This window comes from Thalassobacillus sp. CUG 92003 (genome assembly GCF_013618635.1).
Taxonomy (GTDB): Bacteria; Bacillota; Bacilli; order Bacillales; family Halobacillaceae; genus CUG-92003.
Window position 1 is genome coordinate 66,219 of sequence record NZ_JABLSJ010000011.1, and the last position, 26,184, is coordinate 92,402.

General features: G+C 44.1%; 27 protein-coding genes and 1 riboswitch. Of the genes, 4 read left to right on the top strand and 23 right to left on the bottom strand.

The window, feature by feature from the left end; genetic code table 11:
* Positions 1-51: 51 nt before the first annotated feature.
* Both HOP45_RS15900 and HOP45_RS15905 read right to left on the bottom strand, forming a co-directional pair.
* Positions 52-519, bottom strand: coding sequence for a hypothetical protein (locus HOP45_RS15900; RefSeq protein WP_181350366.1), 468 nt, complete (start codon positions 517-519; stop codon positions 52-54).
* Positions 503-730 carry a helix-turn-helix transcriptional regulator gene (locus HOP45_RS15905; protein WP_181350367.1) on the bottom strand — a complete coding sequence of 76 codons (228 nt, stop codon included), beginning with the start codon at positions 728-730 and terminating at the stop codon, positions 503-505. Before HOP45_RS15905 ends, HOP45_RS15900 begins: the two co-directional genes overlap by 17 nt.
* Before the next feature lie 229 nt (positions 731-959).
* Here HOP45_RS15905 and HOP45_RS15910 point away from each other — a divergent pair, with 229 nt between their 5' ends.
* On the top strand, positions 960-2,876 hold the full coding sequence (locus HOP45_RS15910; protein ID WP_181350368.1) for an LTA synthase family protein: 1,917 nt from the start codon (positions 960-962) through the stop codon (positions 2,874-2,876).
* Between the two features lie 269 nt (positions 2,877-3,145).
* Here the strand turns inward: HOP45_RS15910 and HOP45_RS15915 are convergent, their stop codons facing one another.
* The 15 genes from HOP45_RS15915 to HOP45_RS15985 form a co-directional block, all read right to left on the bottom strand.
* The gene (locus HOP45_RS15915) at positions 3,146-4,525 is read right to left on the bottom strand and encodes a Glu/Leu/Phe/Val family dehydrogenase (protein WP_181350369.1); all 1,380 of its coding nucleotides are present in this window, start codon (positions 4,523-4,525) and stop codon (positions 3,146-3,148) included.
* Positions 4,526-4,633: 108 nt separating this feature from the next.
* A complete protein-coding gene (locus HOP45_RS15920) occupies positions 4,634-5,239 on the bottom strand; it encodes a flavin reductase family protein (protein WP_181350370.1) in 606 nt (201 codons plus the stop codon).
* 2 nt (positions 5,240-5,241) lie between these two features.
* Entirely contained in the window at positions 5,242-5,745 is a 504-nt protein-coding gene (locus HOP45_RS15925; protein WP_181350371.1) for a DinB family protein, read from the bottom strand.
* Between the two features lie 62 nt (positions 5,746-5,807).
* On the bottom strand, positions 5,808-6,542 hold the full coding sequence (locus tag HOP45_RS15930) for an MFS transporter (protein WP_181350372.1): 735 nt from the start codon (positions 6,540-6,542) through the stop codon (positions 5,808-5,810).
* Between the two features lie 26 nt (positions 6,543-6,568).
* Positions 6,569-6,955: an MFS transporter gene (locus HOP45_RS15935; RefSeq protein WP_181350373.1), complete on the bottom strand. Its 387-nt coding sequence runs from the start codon at positions 6,953-6,955 to the stop codon at positions 6,569-6,571.
* Positions 6,956-7,240: 285 nt separating this feature from the next.
* Positions 7,241-7,408 carry a hypothetical protein gene (locus HOP45_RS15940; protein WP_181350374.1) on the bottom strand — a complete coding sequence of 56 codons (168 nt, stop codon included), beginning with the start codon at positions 7,406-7,408 and terminating at the stop codon, positions 7,241-7,243.
* A gap of 3 nt (positions 7,409-7,411) precedes the next feature.
* The gene (locus HOP45_RS15945; RefSeq protein WP_181350375.1) at positions 7,412-8,263 is read right to left on the bottom strand and encodes a class F sortase; all 852 of its coding nucleotides are present in this window, start codon (positions 8,261-8,263) and stop codon (positions 7,412-7,414) included.
* A gap of 146 nt (positions 8,264-8,409) precedes the next feature.
* On the bottom strand, positions 8,410-9,654 hold the full coding sequence (locus HOP45_RS15950) for a copper amine oxidase (protein WP_255437709.1): 1,245 nt from the start codon (positions 9,652-9,654) through the stop codon (positions 8,410-8,412).
* 284 nt (positions 9,655-9,938) lie between these two features.
* Positions 9,939-12,536: a YfhO family protein gene (locus HOP45_RS15955; protein WP_181350376.1), complete on the bottom strand. Its 2,598-nt coding sequence runs from the start codon at positions 12,534-12,536 to the stop codon at positions 9,939-9,941.
* A gap of 11 nt (positions 12,537-12,547) precedes the next feature.
* Entirely contained in the window at positions 12,548-12,922 is a 375-nt protein-coding gene (locus HOP45_RS15960; RefSeq protein WP_181350377.1) for a GtrA family protein, read from the bottom strand.
* Positions 12,919-13,860 carry a glycosyltransferase family 2 protein gene (locus HOP45_RS15965; protein ID WP_181350378.1) on the bottom strand — a complete coding sequence of 314 codons (942 nt, stop codon included), beginning with the start codon at positions 13,858-13,860 and terminating at the stop codon, positions 12,919-12,921. Before HOP45_RS15965 ends, HOP45_RS15960 begins: the two co-directional genes overlap by 4 nt.
* A gap of 118 nt (positions 13,861-13,978) precedes the next feature.
* The gene (locus HOP45_RS15970) at positions 13,979-15,124 is read right to left on the bottom strand and encodes a mannitol-1-phosphate 5-dehydrogenase (RefSeq protein ID WP_181350379.1); all 1,146 of its coding nucleotides are present in this window, start codon (positions 15,122-15,124) and stop codon (positions 13,979-13,981) included.
* A complete protein-coding gene (locus HOP45_RS15975) occupies positions 15,125-15,562 on the bottom strand; it encodes a PTS mannitol transporter subunit IIA (RefSeq protein WP_181350380.1) in 438 nt (145 codons plus the stop codon).
* A gap of 15 nt (positions 15,563-15,577) precedes the next feature.
* Positions 15,578-17,680, bottom strand: coding sequence for a BglG family transcription antiterminator (locus tag HOP45_RS15980; protein ID WP_181350381.1), 2,103 nt, complete (start codon positions 17,678-17,680; stop codon positions 15,578-15,580).
* A 183-nt stretch (positions 17,681-17,863) separates the two neighbouring features.
* Positions 17,864-19,285 (bottom strand): PTS mannitol transporter subunit IIBC, encoded by a 1,422-nt coding sequence (locus tag HOP45_RS15985; protein WP_370458055.1) that lies wholly within the window; start codon positions 19,283-19,285, stop codon positions 17,864-17,866.
* Between the two features lie 382 nt (positions 19,286-19,667).
* Between HOP45_RS15985 and HOP45_RS15990 the strand changes: the two genes are divergently transcribed.
* Together HOP45_RS15990 and HOP45_RS15995 are read left to right on the top strand one after the other, a co-directional pair.
* Entirely contained in the window at positions 19,668-20,207 is a 540-nt protein-coding gene (locus tag HOP45_RS15990) for a DUF4269 domain-containing protein (RefSeq protein ID WP_370458054.1), read from the top strand.
* A 16-nt stretch (positions 20,208-20,223) separates the two neighbouring features.
* A complete protein-coding gene (locus tag HOP45_RS15995) occupies positions 20,224-21,093 on the top strand; it encodes an alpha/beta fold hydrolase (RefSeq protein WP_181350383.1) in 870 nt (289 codons plus the stop codon).
* Between the two features lie 82 nt (positions 21,094-21,175).
* Here the strand turns inward: HOP45_RS15995 and HOP45_RS16000 are convergent, their stop codons facing one another.
* From HOP45_RS16000 to queC, 4 genes are all read right to left on the bottom strand, one after another.
* A complete protein-coding gene (locus HOP45_RS16000; protein ID WP_181350384.1) occupies positions 21,176-22,072 on the bottom strand; it encodes an AEC family transporter in 897 nt (298 codons plus the stop codon).
* Between the two features lie 279 nt (positions 22,073-22,351).
* On the bottom strand, positions 22,352-23,080 hold the full coding sequence (gene queE, locus HOP45_RS16005; protein ID WP_181350385.1) for a 7-carboxy-7-deazaguanine synthase QueE: 729 nt from the start codon (positions 23,078-23,080) through the stop codon (positions 22,352-22,354).
* Positions 23,073-23,549 (bottom strand): 6-carboxytetrahydropterin synthase QueD, encoded by a 477-nt coding sequence (gene queD, locus HOP45_RS16010; RefSeq protein WP_181350386.1) that lies wholly within the window; start codon positions 23,547-23,549, stop codon positions 23,073-23,075. Before queD ends, queE begins: the two co-directional genes overlap by 8 nt.
* On the bottom strand, positions 23,549-24,214 hold the full coding sequence (queC, locus tag HOP45_RS16015) for a 7-cyano-7-deazaguanine synthase QueC (protein WP_181350387.1): 666 nt from the start codon (positions 24,212-24,214) through the stop codon (positions 23,549-23,551). The genes queD and queC overlap by 1 nt, the downstream gene beginning before the upstream one ends.
* Positions 24,215-24,301: 87 nt before the next feature.
* A riboswitch (PreQ1 riboswitch) is annotated at positions 24,302-24,346 on the bottom strand.
* 138 nt (positions 24,347-24,484) lie between these two features.
* On the opposite strand from queC, the gene HOP45_RS16020 reads away from it, so the two are divergent.
* Positions 24,485-24,679, top strand: a complete 195-nt coding sequence (locus HOP45_RS16020; protein WP_181350388.1) for a CsbD family protein — start codon at positions 24,485-24,487, stop codon at positions 24,677-24,679.
* Between the two features lie 156 nt (positions 24,680-24,835).
* Here the strand turns inward: HOP45_RS16020 and HOP45_RS16025 are convergent, their stop codons facing one another.
* Positions 24,836-25,483, bottom strand: a complete 648-nt coding sequence (locus HOP45_RS16025; RefSeq protein WP_181350389.1) for a peroxiredoxin — start codon at positions 25,481-25,483, stop codon at positions 24,836-24,838.
* Between the two features lie 144 nt (positions 25,484-25,627).
* On the bottom strand, positions 25,628-26,179 hold the full coding sequence (locus tag HOP45_RS16030) for a GNAT family N-acetyltransferase (protein WP_181350390.1): 552 nt from the start codon (positions 26,177-26,179) through the stop codon (positions 25,628-25,630).
* Positions 26,180-26,184 lie beyond the last annotated feature (5 nt).

Sequence of the window (26,184 nt, forward strand, 5' to 3'; positions counted from 1 at the left end):
TATTCAATGTTATAGTAGCCTGCCCCTTATTAAACGTCTTTTAGTGTCAGCTTAAGCTGTTTTCCAGGAGATAAAGAAAACCAAAGATTGAATAAGCGGCAACAATAGCAACACCATAATCGGATAATAAGGGATTAATTCTGAGACAAACGGGTAAACAAACATTAGTACTGTAACCAGGGGAAAACCATACCACATGGCAATATAAGCGTTCCGGCACGCTTCCCCTGTAATGTGGCGTTCTCGTTCATCAGCTTCTTCCAACTCTGGAGGCAGAAAGAAAGCTTTCGTCCAAGAGTGATGCGTTTTTCGTTTTTTCAGGAAGGTCATCGTGCTGAGCACTCCAATTACGACTAACGCTGCTAAGATAGGCGTTACTGTAATTGTAATGCCCAATGATGACTGAGGATTATGAAACGCATCGGCAAGCTGTACAAATCCGTCGAACATCGCAATCATAGACCAGCCGAAGAGCACAATAAACGTAGTGGAAGCAAACGCTTTAAACCCGATTTTCATAGTTTTCCTCCCGAGTAAATATTTTTTCAATACGACATTCAAATACATCTGAAATATTCATCGCCAGCAGTAATGACGGCACATAGTCCCCTTTTTCCAAGGCGGCAATCGTCTGTCGTGTTACACCTACAGCTTTGGCTAGATCGGCTTGTGATAAATTATGTTTAGCTCTTAATTCTTTTACACGATTAATCAGCATAGGGGAAATCATCACTTTCTAAAATTTACTATATTGTATAGTCAACTTAACATTTTGTCAACTTAACTTAACATCAATTTTAGATTAAATCCATATCTTACCTGAATAATTACGTGTCACCGTGCCGTAATGTGAACTTAATGTGAACAACCCCCTTTTTATATTGACCAAATGTAAATTTTTTGTTAAATTTATAACCTGATTCAAACCTCGGGATAGGACAAACCAGAGGAGGAAAAGAATGAATAATAGACTCAAAGATTTAATGAACAATGGCTTGTTCTTTTTTGCCATTGCCACGCTAATGTTATGGATTAAATCGTATTTTACCTTTCGTTTTGCATTTACACTTGATATTGAAAATACAATGCAGGAAATTATCCTGGTTATTGCACCACTAGGCTCAATCATCGTTTTCTTAGGATTGAGTTTCATGTTTGCAAAAAAACACCGAATGAAAGCATTTTTGACACTGTACTTTATTCTGTCGTTTGTTTTATTCGCGAACGTCGTTTATTTCCGGTTCTTTAACGATTTCATCACGGTACCGGTCTTGATGCAGTATCAGAACTTCGGTGAACTTGGTGGAAGCGCAGCAGAATTAATGCACCTATCAGACATCATGCTATGGATCGACTTTATTGCAGTATGTGTGTGGGTAAAAATGCAGGACAGCCAATACTTTTTGGCATTGCGCAAACGCACAATCGGCCTTATCTTTTCGACAGCTGTCATGGCAATGGCCGTCAACTTAGCAATGGCTGAAACAGAACGTCCTGAACTACTGACACGAACATTCGACCGCGCCATGTTAGTTAAACTGCTCGGTGTCTACAATTTTCACGTTTATGATGGAGTTATGACAGCTAAATCAACGACACACCGCGCTTTCGCAGAGAGCAGTGAACTATCCGAGGTGCAACACTACGTCAATGCTCAAAAAGGAAAGCCGGGAGAATACTTTGGGAAAGCAGAAGGCAAAAACGTTGTCTTGGTTTCAATGGAATCCTTGCAAAACTTCGTCATAAATTACAAGGTCAATGGCCAGGAAGTCACGCCATTCCTGAACGACTTGATCGGGGACAGCCTGTATTTCAAAAATTTCTATCATAATACAGCACAAGGTAAAACCTCTGATTCTGAGTTTCTATTAGATAACTCGATGTATGGTCTGCCAAGAGGTGCTGTATTCACCACGAATTCCGGGAATGAATTCAATGCGACCCCGGAAATTCTAAAAAAAGAAAAGGGCTACACGTCAGCGGCCTTCCACGGCAACAATGACAGTTTCTGGAACCGCGATATTATGTACAAATCACTTGGCTATGATAAGTTCTTTTCTGAAGAACAATATGATGTAACCGAAGAAAATTCCGTTAACTATGGCCTGAAGGATATCCCTTTCTTCAAGCAGTCCATTCCAAAAATCAAAAGTTTAGAGGAACCTTACTATTCTAAATTTATTACACTGACACACCACTATCCTTATATTCTTGAAGATGAGAAAAATAAGATGATAGAACCTGCCAACACAGGCGATGGGTCAGTTGACCGTTATTTCCAAACGGCACGATATATGGACGAAGCCTTGAAGAAGTTCATGCAGGATATGAAGGATGCCGGGGAATATAAAGATACCGTATTCGTATTCTATGGTGATCACTACGGTATTTCTGAGAACCACAACAGAGCTATGAGTGAACTCCTTGGTAAAGAGATTCGACCATTTGAGCACGCTCAACTCCAAAAAGTACCATTGATCATTCACTCCCCTGGTCTAGAAGGTAAAACCATGGAGACCGTGGGAAGTCAAGTTGACTTAAAACCTACTATCCTTCATTTACTAGGTGTAGGAACAGAACAAGATATTCAATTCGGTACCGACCTACTAGCCAAAAACCGCGAAGAACTAGCTATCTTCCGTAACGGCAGTGCGGTGTCAGAAGATAGACTCTATTCAGCTAAAGAAAATATTTGCTATGACAAAAGCTCAGGTGAAGAAATCGAAGCAGCTAAGTGTGACCCGATTAAAGAAAAAGCACAGACTGAATTAGAAATGTCAGATAAAGTCGTATACGGCGATTTACTGCGTTTCTTGGATGAAGTTCAGCCGATTAGTGAAAAAAGTAAACCAGGCCAACCTGAAAAACAAAATTAATAAGGCGGATGTTGACTCGCCTAACCTTTGAAACGCTTGGATAATCAAAATCCAAGCGTTTCTTTGTGTTCCTTTTATGTTTATAAGCGGCATCATACGGAACGCTAAACCCTTAGAAAACGGTCCTATTTCTAAGGGGAATTGGTATGGAATTCGGTCAAAAAAGCCCTTCAGCATAAAGTGCGTTAGACACCGATGCTGAAGGGCATTTTATATATCAAACAAATAGTGCTATCTCATGGGTAGAATCTCTGGGGATCCCGGCATTATTAATACAGTTTCCCTTGACGATATAAAACCGTCGATAACTTCATGACCGAGTGAATATAGCAGTTTTGCCTAAGCGGAAATGGATCGCCGAAGAATTGCGGATAAATCGTTTCGACCGTTGATTTCATTTTGTCGAATAGCAGTTTATAAATTTGGTCTTCGTCATAAAACTGAGTTTCCCGACCTTGCATCCATTCTAAATAGGAAACAATAACCCCGCCGGCGTTAGCAAGAATATCAGGCACAATCACAACGCCCTTGTCTGCCAGATACTCGTCAGCTTCTTCCGTTATAGGCGCGTTGGCCCCTTCCACAAGAATATCAGCCTTAATGTCGGCCATATTTCCCTCGTGAATCTGATCTTCCAATGCAGCCAGAATAAGCACATCGACATCCAACGACAAAATATCATCCCGGTTAAGCACGTCCGCTTTTATACCTGCCTCGGAAAGTTCATGCTTGCTGGTTGGCAGATCCTCTTCGTGTTTATTCTTGAATTCTATTAAAGACGGGATGTCCAATCCTTCTGAATTATATAACACCACATTGCGGTCACTGACTGCCACCACTTTGTTCCTTAGATGATCACAGTGATAGGCTTCCAAGCTGGCAACCGAACCGACGTTACCAAACCCTTGCACAGCAATTTCCAGCTGTTGGTCATAGTAACTCAAAGCTGTTTTGGCAAATCTGTTGTCAATTTTATTAAACCATTGCTTATTTTCTTTAATAAAATCATGTATCATATAACGAAACGTAAAATAAACCCCTTTACCAGTAGCTTCCCTGCGGCCAAGTGAGCCGCCATTCATGATACTCTTCCCTGTAAAACTTCCCCGGTAAGTTTTGCCTGGGTGAATGGTTTTATATTCAGCCATCATCCAATCCATTTCTCGTTCTCCCGTTCCCATATCCGGAGCAGGAATATCTTTTTCCGTCCCTAACGTTGAACTGAAATTTTGTACATACTTCTTACAAATCAAGTTCAATTCTTTCGGACTGAAGTCTTTGGGATCTATTTCGACCCCGCCTTTTCCTCCGCCGAACGGCACCTCATGAAGTGCGTTTTTCAGGGTCATCAAGGCAGCCAAATTAATGGTTTCATCTTCATTCACCGATTCATGGAAACGGATCCCCCCTTTGTAAGGTCCCATAATATCATTATGCTGGACACGATAAGCCGGGATCCTGATCACTTGTTGGTCTTCTAAGGGGACCCTTAAAAAAGATTTATGTACATGATTAGGGGTGGAGAGTAACGAAACCAATGATTTGAAAGCTTTTTCTCTTTCTTTGTCCTTCAAATCTGGCAAAAAGGTTGCGTCTTCCGCCAAAGCGTCTAATGACTCTCTAATGATGCTTGCTCGTTTGCTTTCCATGATTCAACCTCCGTTTATTGATTTCTGCAAATCTTGTATGCGCTCTATTTCCTTTGTACACCAAAATGGAAGAAACTAAACCTTTTCACGCCCTTCCATTTTCCTACGTTAGTCCTTTAGGTCTGGGTTAGGAAGTTTATAAAAATCACGCACATACGTATAATCGCCTGCCATTCGACCGACTGGCTTCAATTTATGCGGGTCAACTTTGTCTGAATCCATCTCAATCTCGTCCTTGAGATGGTAGCAGATAACCCGGCCAAGTATAAGCCTGCTTGCTCCTACTTCAACAATTCGATCCAATGTACACTCCATGTTGACTGGCGAATCTGATACACGTGGCGCGCGAACAAGTTCACTAGGTGCTGAGGCGATATCTGCACGTGCAAACTCATCCTCTTCTGGATCATAATTTTTGCTGCTTTCATACATTTTATTAGCCATATCCTCCGAAACAATATTCACGACAAATTCGCCTGTTTCTTTGATATTAGCAACGGTATCTTTAAATCCTGATTCATTGTTTCCCGGACCTGCAGAAAAACAGAGAGTAATCGGATCCATCGAGGCCACTGTAAAAAAACTGAACGGCGCCAGGTTCGGCATTCCATCCTTATCTATTGATGAAACCCAGGCAATTGCACGCGGCACAACAGCTCCTTTGATTAATTTTGCCATATTATGCTCAGGAAATTCGTCTTCGTTCAAAATCATGATTAATCCCTCCTGTCGTACAAATAGAAAATATAGTCTGTTGATACCCCTTTAAATCCTAATTGTCTTAACATGGCCGTCACATTACCCCTATGATAGGTGCCATGGTTGACCACATGGTGAAGCAACTCCAAATACGTGGTATGTAACGTTCCTAACTGAGGATGATGGATCGTCGTCTCAGCTTGCAAATCCTCTTGATTATTAAGGAATGCTTCAAGCTCTCTATTATTCAGTTTGAACTTCTCTTCTAATTGGGTCAACGTATCGGGCCTCTGGTCATCATGAACAAAGGACGCATCCAATAAAGCAGCCACGTCGCATCCTGCGATCACATGACGCCAGATATAATCCACCTGGTACATGTGATATAACAGATCAGATAACGAAGGAAATACACTCTTAACTTCTTGAAACAATACCGCTTCAGGTAACGTTTTTAAGTGATCCAGCACTTTCTCGTTAGCCCAGCAATGATACCCGAATAGATTCATTCCATGACTCATGTTACCGCCTCCTTTGCAGACACTATTTCTACTTCGTGAAGGAGCACGCTTTTCCCTCCCTTTTACCGCGGAGGTTTCACGCTTTCTTGTAGTCCTTGAACGGAATTATAGGTATGGTTAAATTTGGAACAGTTAATGACGACAAGCAAACTCACCCCTATTAATGAGACAAACACTATAAAAACAGGAAAGATGGAAGTGCGGTGAATCACTTCAGTGAATAATCCGATGAGAATTATCCGGATGCCAAGCCCTATCACACGCAGAACGGCATGGACCCTGCCGATTCGATTCTTCGGCACCCACTTCATTAAGAGCGTATTTCTTAGTACGCGTGACCCGGCGTTACCGAACCCCAATAAAATGGCCACTCCGAGGAAAACAGGGGTATTCGGTAAGCCTAGCATGATGATGCTACCCGCTAAAAAGACCCCCATCGTGATACAAATCAATTTCACTTCCTGAAAACGTTTAACTAACAATGGAATGAGCCATCCGGCAGTCATTGCCCCCATAGCTAAAAGCAACTCACTCATTCCGTAAACATCACCTGCAGCTTCCAACACTTGATTCACATAGATCGGGAATACATAATTCGTTACCATGATGATAATGAACGGCATTAACGTGGCCAGGAGAAACCAAAATCGCCACGGATGCTTACGGAAATAAATGGCCCCTGCAGCCATGTTCGCCATAAATGGTTCCTTAGCTTTTTCAATATCCAATGACTTTTCATACCGTAGTGAGCTTAAAATGAAGCATGACAAGAGATAAGAGCCAGCGTCAATCCACAATATCGCACTTAAATTAACGCGTGTGATTAAAAAAGCGCTACAGCTCCGGCTAGTACAGTTGAAATTTGACCTTGGATTTCTAAAATGCCGTTGATCTTTTGATAATAGTGAGAAGCAAACAATTCTTGCCTTAACGCGAGCATCGCCGGATAAAAGAAATTGAAATAAAAGCATACCTGAAGCATGGTTGCAAATGAACGAAAGAATACGTTCCTCCCCATAAAGCCCATTATTGCGGCCCTCAAGCCTTGTACAATGATCAGAAGATTTTTGCGTGAAAAACAATCAATGATCAGGCCTATATAAGACGTCACCATTTGAATCACAAACGTTGTCACCAACGTGACATGACCCAACACTCTCTCCCCATTGTTCATGGTGACAAAGATCCAGGGGACGGCAATCATTGTCATGATGCAATTCGTGTTCTCCCCTCCTGTCGCAAAGATCCATTAATCACCACAATATTCATTCTCAAACTCCTCCTCTTCACTGTTTTTTAGTATAGCGAGGAGAGAGAAACCAAACATCAGCTTGAGGAAGGGAAAACACCTCCACAAAACGGACGACCCCAACCTACCATAACCTAAGACCAAAGCACGACCCCCGCGCGACACACCCGGCTCATTTGAAAAACCACATTTTGTACCAGGTACGCAAAAAAAGAGACTCCCTTCTAGAGGGTGCCTCTTTCATGGTTAGTTGGTGGTGGTTTTGGATGATGGTTGGGATTCTTGGCCATTTTCGCTCACGGTGGTGACGTAATAAGTGTGCTTGTCAGCTTGTTCATCGGTGTAGCTTTTACGTTCATGGGCTGAAATACTGGCCACATGCTCAAATTCGCCATCCTCTTTACTGCGATACACCCGTTACCCTACGACACGTTCATCGCGAACAGCATGCCATTCCACAAACGAGCCGTTCACTTCCACGTTCTCAGGTGCCGGTAAAGGGTCGGGTTCAGGTTCTTCCTGTTCAATTTGGCCTTCTTTCAATTCCGAGAAAACAACTAAACGTTCTAAGTGATTGCTCGTTTCCTGGTCAAAGGTTCCGGTACAGGTTATAAGGTTCAACATGCGTTTGTCCGTTTCGCCGAAAATATCTTCAATTGGCGCATCATCATAAGGGTAGCTTTTCAGCTTTCGGACCACGAACGTCAATTCTTTTCCATCGGCATTCGTTACCTTTATTTCATCGCCCTTTTTTAAGTCCTTCAGATCAAAAAATACCGCAGGTCCTTCATAACTGTCCACGTGCCCAGCTAATACAGAATTGCCCACATTGCCTGCTTTTGTGCCCGGTTCAAACCACCCTACACGTTCTGTGCTATCAGGGACGCCCATCTCGCCATTATCCAGTAATCCTACCTTTTCCACCTTTGCATCAACACCTATGGCAGGTACATTGACCTTGACAGGCTCTATCCCCTGATCGTTGGTCGCAGCCTCATCATCCTCTGATACAGCATTGGATTCTTTTAATGATTCTGAATTCAACACTGTAAATTCCTCCTGAAGTTCGTTCGCTTCACTGCGTGTCTCTTTTTCTCTATTCTGTTTTTCAGAAGGCTGGTAGTAAGAGGTATTTTGCATGTCTTCTTGCTGTGTTGATTGATCGCCTAGTCCAGGAAGTGCCCCATTTGAAAACACATGCGTGCTAAAGCTGACAGCCAGCAAGGTCACCGCAGCACTGAATAATATTGAAATGAGCCATTTCATCATCCATCACCTTCTCTTATACTCAAATCTAAAAAGCGTCCTCTACTTTTTCACATGATTACTGAAATACTTTCTTACGGAACAAGACCGCACCTGAAGCTGTAGCTAACAAGCCTAATGATACCCACAACCAGGCCGTGGTGCTTGAATCAGCCGCCTGACTGGTGCCTACCCATGCCCGTATCTGGCATCGCTTCCGGCATATCATCTTGGCCGTAAGTGTCTGGCATTTGTTTTACAATAGCCTCACTTAACGTCTCACCGACGCCGAACATGTAACCGAATCCGCCACGGAACGACTCGTAGCTTGCCTCATAATCTCCAGCCACGTATTGGTCGAACGTTTTCAGGACACTCTCTTCTTGCTTCCAAACAGCATCTGTAGCTGCATCAGCTGGAAGATTCCCTTCAGTTGCCTTACCTAGGAAGTTGCCAAATTCATCAGCAAACATGTGTAGACGCTCTTCTGCCTTCATTCTAGCCTCTTCATCTTCCTCAAGAGCGGCGCTTACCACATCACCCTGGGCATCAAGGTGATCCTGCTGCCATACTTTTTCAAATTGTGATGCGCTATCTTTTCCATAAACGGATTGAATGGCCGCAGTAAAGTCCTCAGTATGCTGGCCTTCAGCCCATGTGGTAAAATCGAAATCCTCAGCGTTATTAAACCCTTTTTGCACAGCCAAGGCAAAGTGCTCGGATGCAAAACGATTAAGGGTCGATCGCAAATCTGCTGAAGCCGTATCGGCCTTTGTGTTGTTAAACTCGTCTGGCATTTGCGTTACAATTGCGCCAAAAAGGCCCTTACTCACATCATACATGCGTTTAAATCCTTCACGAAACGTTTGATACGCTTTTTGATACTCACCATTTACATAATGATCAAATGTATTGATGACATCCATTTCGTGAGCACGCACTAATTCCTCAGCATCTTCTGCCGGAAGATTTCCTTCTGTTGCTTGATCAAGAAAACTGGAGAACTCCGTAACGAACGCCTCCATCTCCTGTTCAGCTTCTGTTCGCGCTGCTTCATCGCCTTCTTTTGCTGCTGTAACAAGCTTGTCTGTGTAATCATTATGTTCCCGGAAAATGTCTTCAAATTGCTTGGCCGCTTCCTCTCCATATACAGAGGCGATAGCCGGCGTCATATCTGCTGCATTTTGATCCAAGGCAGCTCGCGACGCTTCAGCATCTTCGACTTCATCATACTGTTTCATCATCGTCATCACCGCTAACGTAAAATGCTCGGATAACAACTGATCAAGATCTGCTCTTAAATCCGAAGCCGGGGTCTTTGAAGCAGCATGTGATTCGCCATTGTGTGCTGAAGTCAGCGAGGGAACCAACAGCATGGCCGCCATCATCATAACGAGTATGCGTTTGATTGTCATTCTTTCCACTCTCCTTCATATTTTTTAGACGACTTATCATTCTCATAAAGCTATCAGACCAAGATTCGGATTGGGTCACTCCAGCCGATCATTTTTTGGAGAATGCGCATAATGAACGAAAAGTTGCTTGCAAATGGCAGATAGTTGCATGGAAACGCTGCAAACATGAACGCAAAGTGTCCAACTCCGTATATAAATTGCACAATCTTACTTATAAATCACAAAAAAGCTCCTGCATCGTCTCTAATTAGTAGAGTGCATGCAGGAGCTGTTATTCATCATCATCAACGTTTATCAGGCTTCAGTTTAAATAGCCAGAACAGGGCCAGCACTGCTGAAATCAATGCCAGGAGCGCGCTCCATTTCAAATAGGGAGGGAAATAGGTGAATTCCACTCGGTTGTGCCCCTCTTCTATCTTTGTCGCAACGAAAGCGTAATTCGCCTTCTTGACTTCTTGTTCTTCACCGTTCACTTTAACACGCCATCCCTTTTCATACGGCACGGGGATGGTTACAAAATCCTCGTTTTCTGTATTATTAAAATCTAGGGTTATAGAGTGGCCGCCCCATTCCACGTCAGCCTTCGGTTCTTTGTCTTCAGCTGAGACACGTTCCAGTGTTTGATAGGATTCACCATATACCGCTAATTCGTCTAGCGTATAACTGCCTTCTGGCACGCGAATCGAAATCGTTTCATCTTTTGGTATGCGTATGGTCAAATCGTTCACTCCCGTGCGATAGAGCGACTGAAACGATTTACGTGACGTTTCAAAATCATTGACGTGTAAGGGAAACCAGGGAGCCTCCTTATTATTGTTAGTCAGATGAAAGGAAACATAGAAATCAACGACATCTTCAGGCGGATTATTGACGTTTATATCGATTCCGCCTGTTTCCCCTGTGACATTAAGCTGGCCGTCTTTATATCCAGCATTGACAGGTTCAATGCTTGCACCTTCCATTAAATCTTCTTGTCGGTCTGATTGAGCTGATGATTGGACAGGGTCTTCTAAAACGAGGCCATCAAGCATCGCATGCTCTCGTGTGACAAACGAGTGATCCTCTAGAGCTTGCTCGCTGTACACCTCACTCTGGGTCCGCACAAATGGCAGTTTATTCGTATTTTGGTAAACTTCATAATGGTCACTCTCCATCATTGGCTCAAACCCATACGGCACGTTACGATCCTCACCTTTTTCATACATGATGTAACGCGTATTCGTAAAGCTGTACAAATTGGCCCGGTCGCCAAACCCTGAATAACGGCTGGTACTTTCTTGTTTCATATCAATTTCTAAATCATGATAGTAAAAGAAGAGCATGTTTTCATTAATCAAACTCGAAAATAAGCTGATACCGCGAAAATCTTGCACAAGCGGTGTATTATTACGATCATTGGCGACCCATTCCATTCTTGGAAGCGGCGACTCATACGACGATTGAACACGCCGAACCAACTCGGTTTGTTCGGCGTTCATATAATTTTCGTCTTCCATATAATCTTTGGTAACTTTTGCAATATAGCCTTCACGGTTCAGCGTTTTCTCATGATAATGGTTCATCACAGCAGTGTTCCCAGCAATCACCAATAATACGAGCCCCACCAGCATGTTGCGTCCCGGAAAGTAAACAAGGAGCAAAACACCGGCAAATATCGCGACTGCCTGGATCAGAATAAGCATATCTCGCCAATGCGTGAGGTCATACGTCGGATCACCTACCACATACACCGTGTAGGCAAGAGCTGTACATAGCGCGGCTACCCAGAGCTGTCTTGCCTTGACTTGCTTTAAGAGGGGGAGACCGACAGCTACCGCCCCGCCAATCAGAAACGCTATCGTATTCTCAAAGCGATAACGCGGGGCTGAAAACCCATTAAATACACTGGCCATCTTAGGGCTATAGTGAAACAAGACAAACAATAAAGCCATCCCAGCAAATAAACGGAAGGCACGATGCTTATACATCCCCCTCATGAACAAAAATAAGAGTGCAATGGTCGGGATCAGTAAGTAATGGCTGTCCAATAAAATGTTATCCGACAAATCGAAGAAAGGAATCGGTACCTGGTACGGCGGTCGATAGTTATTGAAGTATGCAAACAGTGCTGGAATAAAGCTTAACGAGCCAATGCCAAAACCTAAGCCCCCGCCGATGCTGTACTGTTTAAGTTGTTGCAGTTTGCCTGCCTCATTTTTCTCGAATGGTATGAACCAGCGGAAAAGGATATATATACCGATGAAAATAAAGTGGATGTAGGCAAAATAAAAGTTATTGAACAACATCGCAGCCACCGCAAAGATAAACCATCCGGGTTTTCGCTCGCGGATAATTTTCTCCACGCCTACTACGAGGAGCGGCAGCCACACGTAGGCGTCTGAAAAGAATTCCCAATGTGCAACATGGCGAAAATAAATCGCCGAAGCCCCGAACAAGACCGCCCCTAAGAACGAGGAGAGTTTGTGCAGATTCATGTACCAAAATACACAGGTGGTAACCGTAATAAGCAACGCGAGTCGGAAGATACTGACCCAAACGATGCTTTCTGCCCAAAACAAGGCGTCTGGAGAATCAACGATGCCGGCTAACTCCAGGAGGTAAACGAACGGAATCGTTGCTAAGAATAAGATGTTCGTCGAGTAATAGTAGCTGAGTTGGCTATACGTATCGCCACCCAGCCCTAAATGAAAAGAGTAAAAGAAATTGCCGTTTGTATATTGCTCATACAGGAGCTGCTTGAAAGGCAGCACCTGGTTCATGCCATCGTATGTATCGACCATATAATTATTTTGCAAGGTTTCGATAATGAAATACAAATGGGATAAGACAGAAACGAGCAAGCTTGCTGCTATGAGAAGGAGTATGGTTTGTTTTTTACGCATCAGGACCACCATTAATTCTTTAGTATTTTACTCGTTACGATAAAGGTGACAGGCACCGTGAAAAACACAGCCACGATCGGTGCCAGGTTACTATTTAAATGAACCCACTCCACAAACATATAGACGAGCATGGATGACATCGATACATTGACGAGTTGACTGAGCGGAAACTTCAGGAATTTCCCCAATGTCGGCTTAACTCGGTAGGTAAAATAAGCATTCAAGAAGAATGAGATAACCAAACTGACGACAAAGCCCGTCACGTGCGCAATCATATAATGCATGGAAAAAAGGTTGTGAAGGATGAGATAAACGATATAATAATTTAATGTATTCATGCCGCCCACGAGGACGAATCGTGTAAATTCGTTATTCAGTCGTTTCATGCCTGGCTCCTTGATGTATTAGATTCTTGCACTAAATAGTGTGGTCTCTGTTTTGACTCATAATAAATCCGCCCGATGTATTCCCCGATTACACCTAAACTCAACAATTGCACACCACCGAGAAATAACACAGCTGATATAGTCGTGAAATAGCCCGGAACATCAATGCCATGCTGTAAAATTTGAATAAACGTAATGGTAATATAAAAAATTGAAAGCAATAATACAAGTAGTCCTGTATATAAACAGATACGCAACGGTTTATGGTTGAAGGAAACCAGGCCTTCAATCCCGTAATTCAAGAGTTTGGCGAACGACCACTTGGATTCCCCTTCCTGACGTTCGACATTTTCGTAAAACACGACCTTATGTTGAAAGCCGATCCATGAGAATATGCCTTTTGAAAAACGGTTTCCTTCGCTCAAACTCAAGACGGCCTGCACGGCGCGTCGGCTCAACAAACGAAAGTCTCCCACCCCGTTTTGCAAATCCACATCCGCCAGTTTGTTCATAATGGAATAATAAAGATCCGAAAAAGCCGCTCGCATCCGAGATTCCCCTTTACGATCGCGTTGAGCGAGCACTTGATCGTACCCTTCCTCATATCCTTTAATCATCTCAGGCAGCAGCATGCTGGGGTGCTGGAGATCAGCGTCGATGATAATGGTTGCTTCTCCTTTTGCATGCTGAAGGCCGGCAAGAATGGCGGATTCTTTTCCGAAATTCCGCGTAAACGAGACGTATTTAACTTGCTCATGCTGGGCTGCTAAGTGTTGAATATTTTTCAACGTTTCGTCTGCACTGCCATCATCTATATATAAAAGTTCATACTTATATCCCGTGTCATTTAATTGCTCGCTTAGGGCGTTATAAATGAGAGCAATATTATCTGCTTCGTTAAATGCTGGAATGATAATAGAAAGTAGCGATTGTGTCATGTACAGACCTCCTCTTCGGTCCAATCTAACCTTTATGTACCCTGTTTCTCAAAGAATTATGCTCACTCCCATTAAAAAAACGAGGCAAACACTGCGTGCCTGCCTCGTTTGGATTTAACTATTTGATGGTTGCAAGCTTTTGTTCGACTAAAGGTAATAGAGGATGATCATCTGCCAGTTCGGCAACCTGCTTTAACGTCGCAATTGCACCTGACGCGCTGACAGACTCAGCCAATTCAACAGCTTCACTATCATTGGCATCACGATAAACGAGAGCTGCCGCAATCACTTCTGCCAAGTGTTCTGGTTGTTTACCGATCCATTCCATGTATTCCGTTGCCGGACGAATCAATCGGTCTTGCGGTCCCAGTTTCCGTTTAGGCGCTCGAGCCACTCGGGTGATCTCGTCAGACAAGCTGGGATTCAGGAACCTTTCAATAATTTTCTCAATATAAGCTTGATGATCGTCGGCTTTAAAACCATACTTTTCAATCAGCACATCCCCTGATTCCTGCAGTGCTCCCTTAACTTTACCACGGACATGGTCATCGTCCATCGCTTGTTTAATCGTCGTATGCCCGTGGACATCACCGAGGTAGGCAGCTGCAGCATGGCCGGTGTTTACCGTAAACAGCTTCCGTTCTATATATGGGGTCAGATCCTCGACAAATGTAATGCCTGTGACCTCAGGACGCGGTCCTTTTAGGTCTGTTGTTTCCACGACCCATTCATAGAAAGGTTCCACTTCAACCGTTAAAGGATCTTGATGGGTTTGGTCCGGCACAATGCGATCAACCGCAGCATCAGGAAAGCCGAACTGTTGGTCAAACGACTGCTTCGACGCATCGTCCAATTTTTCAGTTATATAGGCTTTCAACTTCGAACTGCCACCGATCATATTTTCACAGGCAATGATATTCAACGGGCCGCCATTGACTTCGATACGCTGCTTTAATCCCTCTAACAAAAGAGGAGCAATGACCGGCAGGATCTGGGGGCCGACAGCAGTCGTAACGAGATCTGCCTCCGCTATGGCTTGAATGACCTTAAATTGTTGCTGCTTGCTATTCAACCCTGACACATGTTGTACCGTCAAGGTCTCTCCGCTACCAGCCAGGAGGACATTATAGGCTTGGCGTTGATTCAATGTTTCAATCAAGTCATCATTCACATCGACGAACACCGTTTCATAGCCGGATTGATCGAGCAGTGCACCGATGAATCCCCGCCCGATATTGCCAGCACCAAAATGAACAGCTTTCATTTAGTTCACCTCGCTAAAAATGGACAGGACATCTTCCTTCGATTTGGCAGCTAAAATGGTATCGATGTTTTCTTCTTCTGAACAGACGAGGGCAATTTGCGACAGCACTTCAAGATGCTCATTCCCTTTACCGGCAATGCCGATGAGCAGTTTCACGATGTTACCATCACCAAAGTCGACACCTTCAGGCACAGTCACAACAGAAATGCCGGTTTCTAAAACAGACTTCTTAGCGTCTTCAGTCCCGTGCGGAATCGCTACATAATTTCCCATATACGTGGACGTTATCTCCTCACGCTTGAGCATCTCGTCAATGTACGCTTCATTTACATAGCCCTGGTCTCTAAGAATAGCCCCCACATAACGCACGGCTTCCTCTTTTCCTTGAAGGTCTACGTTCAACTCAATATTTTTGGCTGTCAGAATGTTATCGGACATCATCATTCTCCTTTATCATGTTATTTGTTTTCGTAAAAATTGATGTAGCTGGTTTGATACATAACGGGTGATGAGCGCCTCATCCTGAGATTCAAGCGTCTTTGCGCCATTCGGATCTTCCACAAGCAGTGAACTTAGAAAGCTGAGGACCTCAAGCCCTTCTTTGTGCATATCAAGCGGGGCAAGCATCAGCAGAATGGTCGACACCTCAACCTCTGTTTGATCCATTCCCGGTACTGCAACTTGCTTATCCAGTGTATAGACCGTAAACGAAGGTGCATGCACATCCTCGGTTCTGGCGTGATACAGCGCCAATTGTGTTCCGGGAATGCCAAGACCGCCTAACTCTTCCCGTTCCACCAAAGCCTGAAAGATACGCTCTTCATTTTCAAGACTCCCTGTTTCGGCTAAGCTTTTACTGGCCACCCTCAACACATCACGACTGGTCGCGTCAGGAATATGAGCAACTTGCAAGGCATGTAAGAGTTGATGAACGACTGACGCGTAGCGTTCAATCGTACGAACAGAATCCTGGATCGTTTCCAGCGTTTCATCCTGACGCGTTAAAGATTCCTGTTTCTTAGGCTCTTTTTTCGTTTGCTTCGTCACTTTCACTCTTCTTAAAGCATGCTCGATTTTCTGCACATCGCGTGATGGCAACATCGGGCTCACATGAACATAATCTTTGATATCCACTAAACCGACAGTGGACACGACCAGATCATAGTCATCCCGATCGAGCGCTTGCAGTTCAAACAAAGATTGGTGCTCAACTTCCTCGATTTCATTGAATTGTCTGCCCAATTTAGCTGCTAATATCTTGGCCGTTCCGATTCCACTCGAGCACACGACCAACACTTTCAAGCCTTGAACGTGCTCCAGATTCAACAAAGCTGAAGCAAAATGCATCACGATGAACGCCGTTTCTTCTTTTGGAAAATGAAAATGCGGAAACACTGCTTGCGCCGCTTCCTCCACTACAGAGAAAAGGTCATGGTAATCCGCTTCAATTTGTTCCATCAACGGATTTTGAATATCCATATTTTGTTGGATACGATACACACTCGGCTTCAAGTGAACAACTAAGTCATTTAATAAATGAGCCGAAGCATGAAGATTAACACCTAATTGAGTGGAGACAAAATCGATCAGCTGCTTCGCTTTATACGCAATGCTCAAGCTCGTCGATTCTAATAGCGAGTCTTGGTTATATCGCACTTTAGCTCCCATCAGGTGCATGGTAATGTACCCGGTTTCAGCTACAGGAATCGTCAGGTCGAACGCACTCTCAAGCTGCGTGATTAATTGGGTGGCCATCTCAAATTCATTTGTACCACGCAGTTCATCTAAATACTCATCTTTTATTTCAATCAATTCCCCTTGTTGGATCCGTTCAATCGCAAGCGCTAAGTGAACAACGAGACCAATGTAAGCACTATCCGCTAAATGATAGGTTAGCTGGGAGCGGATCGCTTCAACATTTCGTTCGATCAGCATCAGTTTATCTTTATTTACCAAGCCTAAGAGTTGATCAGACACTGTGTTAACAGTAGGAGAAGCGGATTGATTTATGTTGTCGCGCAAAATGTTGAGAAAATCAAGTTCATCCATATGGCGCAAGACCAAATACCCCGCAGCTTCTCTGATTCGAGCTTCGTCACCTTGAATTTCGACCCCATAGCCGCGTCTCCTTACCAGGGTCAGGTGAAAGCCGGCCAATTCATGCTCGATTTTATCCAAATCATTGCTGATAGTGGCCACAGTCACGCCTAACTCATGTGCGAGCGAGACCAGCTTGATGGGATCACGTGCTTCCAGCAGTCGTGATAAAACGAGCACATGCCGTTCTTCAGGTGTATAATCCAAGCCCGTTTGCTGATTCACCTCAACCGCCAGGCGAGAACGATCCTGCTCATTTCCGCGAACAACCAAACCGCTTCCCGCTTTTTTCTCCAGCTCTAATTGATACGTCTCCAGGGTGTCTTCCACACTTTTCAAATCCCGGTGAATCGTTCGCGTGCTGACGTCCAATTCCTGCGCGATCTCCTTAACCGTGACCTCTTGGTGAGAAGCAAGCAATATTTCGAGGATCTTCCGTTCTCTTGCTGTCATGTACATCCGGCTTCCACCTCCCTTCCACGTTCGACAACATTTTAGTTATACCTATTCCTTACCCTTTCATCATAAAGCCTGAAAGCCTATTATTCCAACTAAAAGAAAAGGAATTTCAGTCTCTGGGATTGTTGACAAAATTTAATAACTTTCAAAAAAGAGCCTGACCGAAGTCAGACCCTTTCAAGCTTATGATTGATCAGATTTTAGTTCTTCCACAAGTTCATCATACTTCGGACTATTCAAGAAATTATCAACCGAGATATGATAAGCGTTCGGAACTTTTTGCATAGCACGATCAGTCAAATCCTTATGGGTGATTACGACATCCACATCAGAAGGGAGGTCGTTAATCGCCATATTGGTTACATCTATATCGAGTGACGCTTTTTTAAACTTGTTTTTCAATAGAGAGGACCCCATCGCGCTTGAGCCCATCCCAGCATCGCAGGCAAAGATGATTTTATCGACATGTTCACGGTTGAGCGCCGGAACGCTGTCAGGATCCTGGGTTGTCTGTTCAGGTGAGGCAGTCGTTGTCTGCTCCTCTTTCTGTTCGCCTGAAAGTTGATCAGAAACACTGCTCTTCTTACCTTTCATGGATTCCATCTGAGCCGTAGCTTGAGACAAATCAGCCTCTTCTTCTTGATTGCTTGCTTTAAGAATGATCGATGCAACAAAGAACGAAACGGCTGTCGCTATGAGCACCCCTAAAGCAACACCTACAAAATCACCTCTAGCGGTCAAGCCCATTACCGCAAATATACTGCCGGGTGAAGGCGTTGATGTAAGGCCGACATCAAATGCTGCAAATGTAGCCGTACCACTGACCCCACCTGCAATAGCTGCAAGAATCAGGGCTGGTTTTGATAAGATATATGGGAAATAAATCTCGTGAATACCGCCCAGGAACTGAATGATGGCAGCGCCTGGCGCAGTTGAGCGTGAGACACCTTTACCAAACACCATGAAGGCAATCAAAATGCCCAGTCCCGGACCCGGGTTCGGCTCGAGCAGGAAGAGAATTGATTTGCCGGCTTCTTCCGTCTGGCTCGCCCCAATCGGACTGAGAATACCGTGGTTAATGGCATTATTAAGGAATAAAATTTTCGCAGGCTCAATGAATATATTAACGAGCGGAAGCAGCCCAGCGTTGATTAAGAATTCTACCCCTGTCGAAAGTGCAACAGTTATGGCATTAATGATCGGACCAATAATGTAATAGGCAAAAACAGTTAAAATAAATCCTAGAATCCCTGCTGAAAAGTTGTTAACCAGCATTTCAAACCCTTGACGGATTCGATTTTCGAATAGCTTATCGACTTGCTTGGTAAGATAACCACCAATAGGACCCATGACCATCGCACCAAGGAACATCGGCGTGCCGGCAGCCCCCACAATCACACCCATTGTGGCCGTCGCACCGACAACTCCTCCTCTTAATCCATGTACAAGTCGGCCGCCTGTAAAACCGATTAGTAACGGCAGCAAGTAGTTGATCATCGGACCAACGAGTTCAGCAAGATCTGCATTCGGCGTCCAGCCTGTTTCAATGAATAAAGCAGTGATAATACCCCAGGCAATGAAGGCTGCGATATTCGGCATGATCATTCCGCTTAAGAAGCTGCCAAACTTTTGAACCTTGGCTCTAACGCCTGATTTTTGACTTTGTTCAGCCACTGTTAACATCTCCTTCGTTTGAAATTTTTCTTGTACCTTAATAATAAAGCGTTTCCAACCTTAGACTCAATACAATCTAAACCCATGTTTGGCACAAAGACTGTTGACATCATTAAACAAACAAGGAAAGAAGCGTACCTGGTACCAAATGACCACAATGAAAAGAGCCGGGTGTTCCATATACGAACATGGAACACCCGGCTCTTTTGGAATTGAGGATTTTGTACCAGGTACGATATAGGAGGTACGATATAGGGTGTAATGACGTGACGTCTGCTATACTTATGATGACTAGTTTACAAGGAGGGATTGAGTGATTAGTAGACTCGGTTCATTAAGAGCGGGTGATGTAAAGCAAGTAGATGCATGGCATACTATTCAACGTCTTAACATCATGAATGATTTGGCTGAACACTCGCCTGTACTGTGTGGGACGATTCCCCTTGGTATTTACACGGAGCATTCTGACCTTGACATCATCTTAGAGGTTCATGATTTCCCTGCATTTACGAATAAAGTCCGTCATTTATATCAGCATCTTCAGCAATTCAATTTGAAAGAGAAATGGATACGAAATGAACGTGTCATTAAAGTGAATTTCACGGTGGAAGGATGGATGGTTGAACTATTTGGCCAAAATAAAGCGGTCTCTCACCAGTATGCCTTTTTACATATGATCGTCGAAGAAGAATTGTTGACACGGTACCCTCATATAAAAGAAACCATCATACATCTGAAGCAACAAGGGCATACAACAGAAGCGGCATTTTGTGAAGTACTTGGATTGCGTGGAGATCCTTATGAGGCCCTATTAAAATTTGGTAAGGATGATGGAATCATACATGTGCCTTAATGAAGGAGAATGCTTAATGAGCAATTGGGAAAGGAAAATGATTGCAACAAACCGAGGAGATTTCGAAGTGTTTTGTGCCGGAAGCGGCCCTTCAATCTGTGTGACACACCACTATTCTGCATTTAATGAAACGGGAGATTTATTCGCCCAAGCATTGTTAGAGAATCATAGCGTTTTTCTTGTGAATTTACGAGAAGCAGGCTATTCGGATAAAGCTTCAGAACCCTATCAATTAAGTATGATTGAAGCCGTTTTTGATTTAGAAGCGATCAGATCAGCATTACATATCCCGAAATGGTCCTTCGCCGGCCATTCAACAGGAGGCATGATCGGCCTGCTATACGGCATCCATTATTCTCGTTCTTTGCACAGCGTCATTCTCGTAGGCACCGCAGCGCGGAAATATAATTCCAGTCCATCCTGTATCTATCACGAGGATCATCCGAATTTTGGATACATGCAAGAACTGATTGAACAATTGAAGTCCCCTTCCCTAACCAGTGAACAACGATATACACTCACAAAGGCGAGGACCCAGCTTTCTTTACATAGTCCAGAAAAATACGATGATTACTTTTCCCCCACCGTCCATAAAACAATGTCACGCATTCGGATGGATTTTTTCGTACGAGAATTATTCACCTATGATGTGACAAACCAACTAGAGAACATTACGGTACCCACGTTGATCGCTTGCGGCAGGCATGATGTGCAATGTCCGGTAGCGTATTCATATGAGATGCACCAACACATCCCGCATTCAAAGCTATACATCTTTGAAAACAGCAATCACTACCCCTTCCTCGAAGAATCCGACACATTCCACCAAATGCTTAATGATTTTACTCCTGCTCTCCACGTACCTGGTACAAAAACGCCTGAATGAAAAGAGCCGGGTGTTCCATGTACGAACATGGAACACCCGGCTCTTTTGGAATTGATGATTTTGTACCAGGTACGCACTTTATTCAGCCTAAGACAATTAGGAGGATGGGGATGGTGACGACGCTGATCAGTGTGGTCACCAGGGTGATGCTTGAGACGAGATCCGGTTTGGCGTCAAACTGTACGGCATACATGGTCGTTGTAGCGGCTGACGGACAAGCTGCAGCTACAATCAACACGTTCGCTAACATTGAATTCATCGGCAAAACGAGTGTTAACAAATAGGCAATCAGTGGTGAAACAAACAAACGGACGACTGAGGCGTAGCTGACTTTCCCCCATTCCATCTGCTTCACCGTTATTTCAGCCAACTGCATACCCAAAATAAGCATCACTGTCGGGATCGTCGCGTCTCCTACCAGAGTAATGACAGACATAAGATTTTCCGAAACGGGGAAGGACCCCAAATTCATAACTAACGCAAGCAACACCGCGTAAGTTGGAGGCATTTTCATGACTGTTTTCAACGCAAGCTTAATCCCAGCCCCACCGCGGGCTGCATAATAAACACCGAAGAAATTCATGATGATCGCCTGAAGGACAAGAAATGAAACCGCGTAGGTAAACCCTTCCTGACCAAAAGCAAATAAGATAATCGGTGCCCCGTAGTTTCCTGAATTCATGAAGGCCGTCGAGAGAATCATTCCGCTTTCCAAAGATTGATTAAATTGTTTAATGGTGGCTGTCACTTTATTAATAATTAAAATCGCCGCCAAAAGTAAGGCAGCAAATATGACCATCATAATATATTCTTCGTTTAAATCAGCTTCATAAAATGTTTTGAACACAAGATTAGGGAGCATCACGTACAGAGCAACAGTCGATATTGATTTAATATCAAGATGCGCAATCTTTTGAATGACGTACCCCGCTCCAAATACAAGCAATACAGGTAAAACAACTTGAAAGAAAACACTCATAACAGCGTCCCCTCACTTATGACCAAAGCATGGATCGTATGTAGACCTTTCAATCACGACACCCCTCTTGCTGACATTTCCAATTAAAAAATCAATGTAATCATCATATCCCTCCGTCCCCCTAGACGACAAGCAGTCTGCTCGTAATTGAAATGTTTGTGTACCTGGTACCAAATGGGAATCTTGAAAAGAGCCGGGTGTTTCATGTCCGAACATGAAACACCCGGCTCTTTCGGAATTACTCTTTTGGTACCAGGTACGCTAATAATGGTACGCTAATCAGACGCCGCGTTTGTTTCCCCAGAGGAGGGCGTGGACTTGGGGGAGGACGCGGACGTGGTTCAGGGCGGGGGAGTCCATGACTTGGTCGACGAGCCACTCGTATTTTTGCAGCAGCAGGTCAGCTAAACGACTTGAGTCATCTTCCTCTAAATCGTCATTACCGACTTGAAGATAGAAAGCGATCCCAGGATAACGCTCATGTACAGTTTCGGCATAACGCAAATCCGTGTGATCAAAGACGACCACTTTCAGACTCGTGTGCAGCGCTCGCCCCCCGTCAACCAACCGGGCTATAATGTCATCAAGCTTTTCCCAGTCGGTTGCCATACCCGAACTGGGCGGTTTAGGAGAAATCGTTAAATCATCAATGGACATAAACCAATCCTGCCATTTACTCCCTTGGGTTTCTAAAGCCACTTCATGCCCCCGCTGATGCAGCTGGTCAATCAGTTCATTTAAGTTTCCGAGCAGGGCTGGGTTGCCACCCGAGATGGTGACGTGGTCGAAATGACGCCCGCCTGTCTCATGCAGCTGATCCACAACTTCCGCAGCAGTCAGGCGCTGGATCTCGTCCTTTGCACTTCCGTCCCACGTAAAAGCAGAGTCACACCAGGCACAGCTGTAATCACAGCCGGCGGTGCGCACGAACATCGTTTTGCGCCCCACGACCATCCCCTCGCCTTGGATGGTTGGACCGAATATTTCGAGAACCGGGAATTTATGCATCGGCCATCCACTCCCGTCTCATCTCAGCAAAACTCGTCGGGGTTTCAAACAACCTGACAAACTCAACACGCAGCCCCTGATTTTCATACGCGACTAATGCATCACGCATTTTCTCAAACAACCACACAACCATATTTTCAGCAGTCGTATTCATGGCCGGCAGCGTATCGTTCAGGTAACGATGATCGAGGTGGACCTCAATCTGCTCTTTCCATATCGTTTTGATATCTCCAAAATCCATCACGATCCCGATCTCATTTACATAACCACTAATCCCAAACACAACCGTGTACGTGTGGCCGTGAAGATTTTTACATTTTCCTTCATAACAATGCAGGTGATGTGCGGCATCAAAGGAAAACTCCTTGCTTACCAGCACACGTTTATGATGATATTTCAATTCGTGCTTTTGAATATCTTCGTTAATCTTTTGCAAATTCTCAACAATCGTAAACCCGTACTGTTCCATCACTCAACCGCTCCTTCCCGCGTCGCTAAATAGGAGGCGAGACCATTTTGGCGCAGGACACAGGCCGGACACTCGCCGCAGCCATCTCCCTTTACGCCGTGGTAACAGGTGAGCGTTTTTTCTCGGATAAAATTGAACGCGCCAAGCTGGTCAGCAAAGGCCCAGGTTTCAGCTTTATTTTGCCACATCAACGGTGTATGCAGCACAAATTGATCATCCATCGACAAGTTCAACGTCACATTGAGCGATTTAACAAATACATCCCGGCAGTCCGGATAGCCGCTGAAATCCGTTTCACACACGCCTGTGACAACGTGTTTCGCCCCTACCTGATTGGCCAAAATCGTTGCAAACGATAAAAAAAGCAGATTACGGCCTGGTACAAAGGTGGACGGCAGATCCCCATCCTCGCTTTCTTTCACTTCGATGTCATCACGGGTTAAAGCATTGGGTGCCAACTGGCTGAGCAATGACATATCCAAAACGTGGTGTCGCACGTTTAACTCAGCGGCAATCTTCTCTGCAACAGCAATTTCCTGATCATGACGCTGATTATAATCAAATGTCACCGTTTCAACGTCATCGAATGTTTGCAATGCCCAAAATAAACACGTCGTACTATCCTGACCGCCACTAAAAACGACAATCGCTTTATTATTTTCCATAAAAAAATTCCCCTTTCAATTAAGAAAAAGAGAATTCTATCCACCCAAAACTATTAAAAAAACCATACCTAAGGTAACGTACAGTCTCAATCCTTAGTTTTTTATAGAGGGTGTAGCTAGAACCTCTCCTGTGTTGAAACACAGATTTATTATTCATTTATAGACTTCTTTATTGTAACACACTCGACCGGGATTGAAACCCTTCTATCAGTTTAACACGGCTTGCCGACGGGAACATTTACACCAAAGTCCACGAAAGGGTGATCAACGATGAGTAAAGATCTCAACAAAAAAGGGCTAAGTGAAAAAGTGAAAGGCGCCGTTTCTAAAGTGAAAGGCGAAGCCAAAGAACAAGCTGGCAATGCCGCGGACCGCCCAGATTTAGAACAAAAAGGGAAACAAGATAAACACAAAGGTGACATTCAGGAGAAAACCGGAGAAATGAAACAAGACAAACGAGATTAATTATAAGCAAGAGCATGCCTCCATCGGTAAGCTCTTCGGGCTGTCGGGAATAACTCGGCAGCCTATTTGATTACTCCTGAAATGCTTCACACAAATAAGCCGAACAGATTTCATCGAAATCTTTGTTCGGCTTTTTGTGTTTCATTCAGATTTGTTTTAGACATCCTTTTTCGATATATACCAGTCAATATATTCAATGCCCTCTTCCTGGGCTCTTTGAGCGGCTTCTTCCTGTGATTTAGGCGGGGATAGAACAGCCTTATCACCCTCCTGCCAGTTCGCAGGGGTGGCGACGCCGTGTTCATCTGTTGTTTGCAAGGCTTTTACCAGTCTTAGAATTTCATCCATATTCCTTCCGGTTGTGAGAGGATAATAGATGATCGAGCGGATTATTTTCTTATCATCGATTACGAAGACCGCCCTGCTCGTTTCTACCTGACTTTCGCCCGGCATAATCATGCCGAATTTCGTAGCCACAGATTTATCCAGGTCTGCAATGACAGGGAATTCAATATTCGTATTAAAATTCTCTTCAATGCTGCGGATCCAAGCGATGTGAGAAGGTACGCTATCAACACTTAAGCCGAGAAGTTCTGTGTTCAGGCTTTTCAATTCAGGATAAATTTCCTGAAACCCGACGAACTCAGTGGTACAAACGGGTGTGAAATCTGATGGATGTGAAAATAAGACGACCCATTTCCCTTCATAATCATGCAAGCTGATATTTCCTTGGCTCGTAGCTGCTTCAAAGTCTGGCGCCTCATCCCCTATGCGAGGCATGGTGGTTTTCTTTTCTTCTTCCATTTTCACTACCTCCTATTGAATATACGTACACAGGTATATGTACCACGCCATCTGAACACCGAATCTATTAATCTGTGGAATGAATAGAAAGTCACAAAAAAAGATGAAGTCGTTTTACTGACGCTTCACCTTTTTCCAAAACGATCACGTATTAAATTCCGGGCTTAACACCGAGAAAACAGCTGCATCATGGCAGGCGTTCCCTTGATAGATATAACCGCGCAACAACCCTTCCTCCTGAAAGCCCAGTCCAGAAAGCAGCGCTTTGGATGCTATATTCTCAGGAAACGTGACCGCTCCGATTCGATATAACTGAAGTTCGTCAAACGCAAAGCGCAACACCGCTGTTACCGCCTCCGATGTATATCCCTTCCGCCATTCCCTGGGATGAAGTTCAAATCCTATTTCCGCTTTTTTGCTCCACAATTTAAGGTTGTTCAGTCCCACTGTTCCGATAAACGTTTCGTCTGATTTTTTGACCATACCCCAATGCACAGCCGTCGATTGGGAAAAATTTCGACTGAACGAGTCAATGATCTCGGATGCTTGATCAATGGACGTCAATTTGTCCATTCCATAGTATTGTGTGACCTCAGGCCGGGACATCACATTAAATACAGCACTTTGGTGCTCCTGCGTCACTTCTATCAGTCTTAAGCGATCTGTTTCCAAAATGGGAAATCCGTCCATTACCATTGCAC

What these genes read in the sequence shown, in the direction of transcription:
- HOP45_RS15900 (WP_181350366.1), bottom strand. Translation starts at nt 519, where the DNA reads ATGAAAATCGGGTTTAAAGCGTTTGCTTCCACTACGTTTATTGTGCTC.
- HOP45_RS15905 (WP_181350367.1), bottom strand. Translation starts at nt 730, where the DNA reads ATGATTTCCCCTATGCTGATTAATCGTGTAAAAGAATTAAGAGCTAAA.
- HOP45_RS15910 (WP_181350368.1), top strand. Translation starts at nt 960, where the DNA reads ATGAATAATAGACTCAAAGATTTAATGAACAATGGCTTGTTCTTTTTT.
- HOP45_RS15915 (WP_181350369.1), bottom strand. Translation starts at nt 4,525, where the DNA reads ATGGAAAGCAAACGAGCAAGCATCATTAGAGAGTCATTAGACGCTTTG.
- HOP45_RS15920 (WP_181350370.1), bottom strand. Translation starts at nt 5,239, where the DNA reads ATGATTTTGAACGAAGACGAATTTCCTGAGCATAATATGGCAAAATTA.
- HOP45_RS15925 (WP_181350371.1), bottom strand. Translation starts at nt 5,745, where the DNA reads ATGAGTCATGGAATGAATCTATTCGGGTATCATTGCTGGGCTAACGAG.
- HOP45_RS15935 (WP_181350373.1), bottom strand. Translation starts at nt 6,955, where the DNA reads ATGACAATGATTGCCGTCCCCTGGATCTTTGTCACCATGAACAATGGG.
- HOP45_RS15945 (WP_181350375.1), bottom strand. Translation starts at nt 8,263, where the DNA reads ATGATGAAATGGCTCATTTCAATATTATTCAGTGCTGCGGTGACCTTG.
- HOP45_RS15950 (WP_255437709.1), bottom strand. Translation starts at nt 9,654, where the DNA reads ATGACAATCAAACGCATACTCGTTATGATGATGGCGGCCATGCTGTTG.
- HOP45_RS15955 (WP_181350376.1), bottom strand. Translation starts at nt 12,536, where the DNA reads ATGCGTAAAAAACAAACCATACTCCTTCTCATAGCAGCAAGCTTGCTC.
- HOP45_RS15960 (WP_181350377.1), bottom strand. Translation starts at nt 12,922, where the DNA reads ATGAAACGACTGAATAACGAATTTACACGATTCGTCCTCGTGGGCGGC.
- HOP45_RS15965 (WP_181350378.1), bottom strand. Translation starts at nt 13,860, where the DNA reads ATGACACAATCGCTACTTTCTATTATCATTCCAGCATTTAACGAAGCA.
- HOP45_RS15970 (WP_181350379.1), bottom strand. Translation starts at nt 15,124, where the DNA reads ATGAAAGCTGTTCATTTTGGTGCTGGCAATATCGGGCGGGGATTCATC.
- HOP45_RS15975 (WP_181350380.1), bottom strand. Translation starts at nt 15,562, where the DNA reads ATGTCCGATAACATTCTGACAGCCAAAAATATTGAGTTGAACGTAGAC.
- HOP45_RS15980 (WP_181350381.1), bottom strand. Translation starts at nt 17,680, where the DNA reads ATGTACATGACAGCAAGAGAACGGAAGATCCTCGAAATATTGCTTGCT.
- HOP45_RS15985 (WP_370458055.1), bottom strand. Translation starts at nt 19,285, where the DNA reads ATGATCATGCCGAATATCGCAGCCTTCATTGCCTGGGGTATTATCACT.
- HOP45_RS15995 (WP_181350383.1), top strand. Translation starts at nt 20,224, where the DNA reads ATGAGCAATTGGGAAAGGAAAATGATTGCAACAAACCGAGGAGATTTC.
- HOP45_RS16000 (WP_181350384.1), bottom strand. Translation starts at nt 22,072, where the DNA reads ATGAGTGTTTTCTTTCAAGTTGTTTTACCTGTATTGCTTGTATTTGGA.
- queE (WP_181350385.1), bottom strand. Translation starts at nt 23,080, where the DNA reads ATGCATAAATTCCCGGTTCTCGAAATATTCGGTCCAACCATCCAAGGC.
- queD (WP_181350386.1), bottom strand. Translation starts at nt 23,549, where the DNA reads ATGGAACAGTACGGGTTTACGATTGTTGAGAATTTGCAAAAGATTAAC.
- queC (WP_181350387.1), bottom strand. Translation starts at nt 24,214, where the DNA reads ATGGAAAATAATAAAGCGATTGTCGTTTTTAGTGGCGGTCAGGATAGT.
- HOP45_RS16020 (WP_181350388.1), top strand. Translation starts at nt 24,485, where the DNA reads ATGAGTAAAGATCTCAACAAAAAAGGGCTAAGTGAAAAAGTGAAAGGC.
- HOP45_RS16025 (WP_181350389.1), bottom strand. Translation starts at nt 25,483, where the DNA reads ATGGAAGAAGAAAAGAAAACCACCATGCCTCGCATAGGGGATGAGGCG.
- HOP45_RS16030 (WP_181350390.1), bottom strand. Translation starts at nt 26,179, where the DNA reads ATGGTAATGGACGGATTTCCCATTTTGGAAACAGATCGCTTAAGACTG.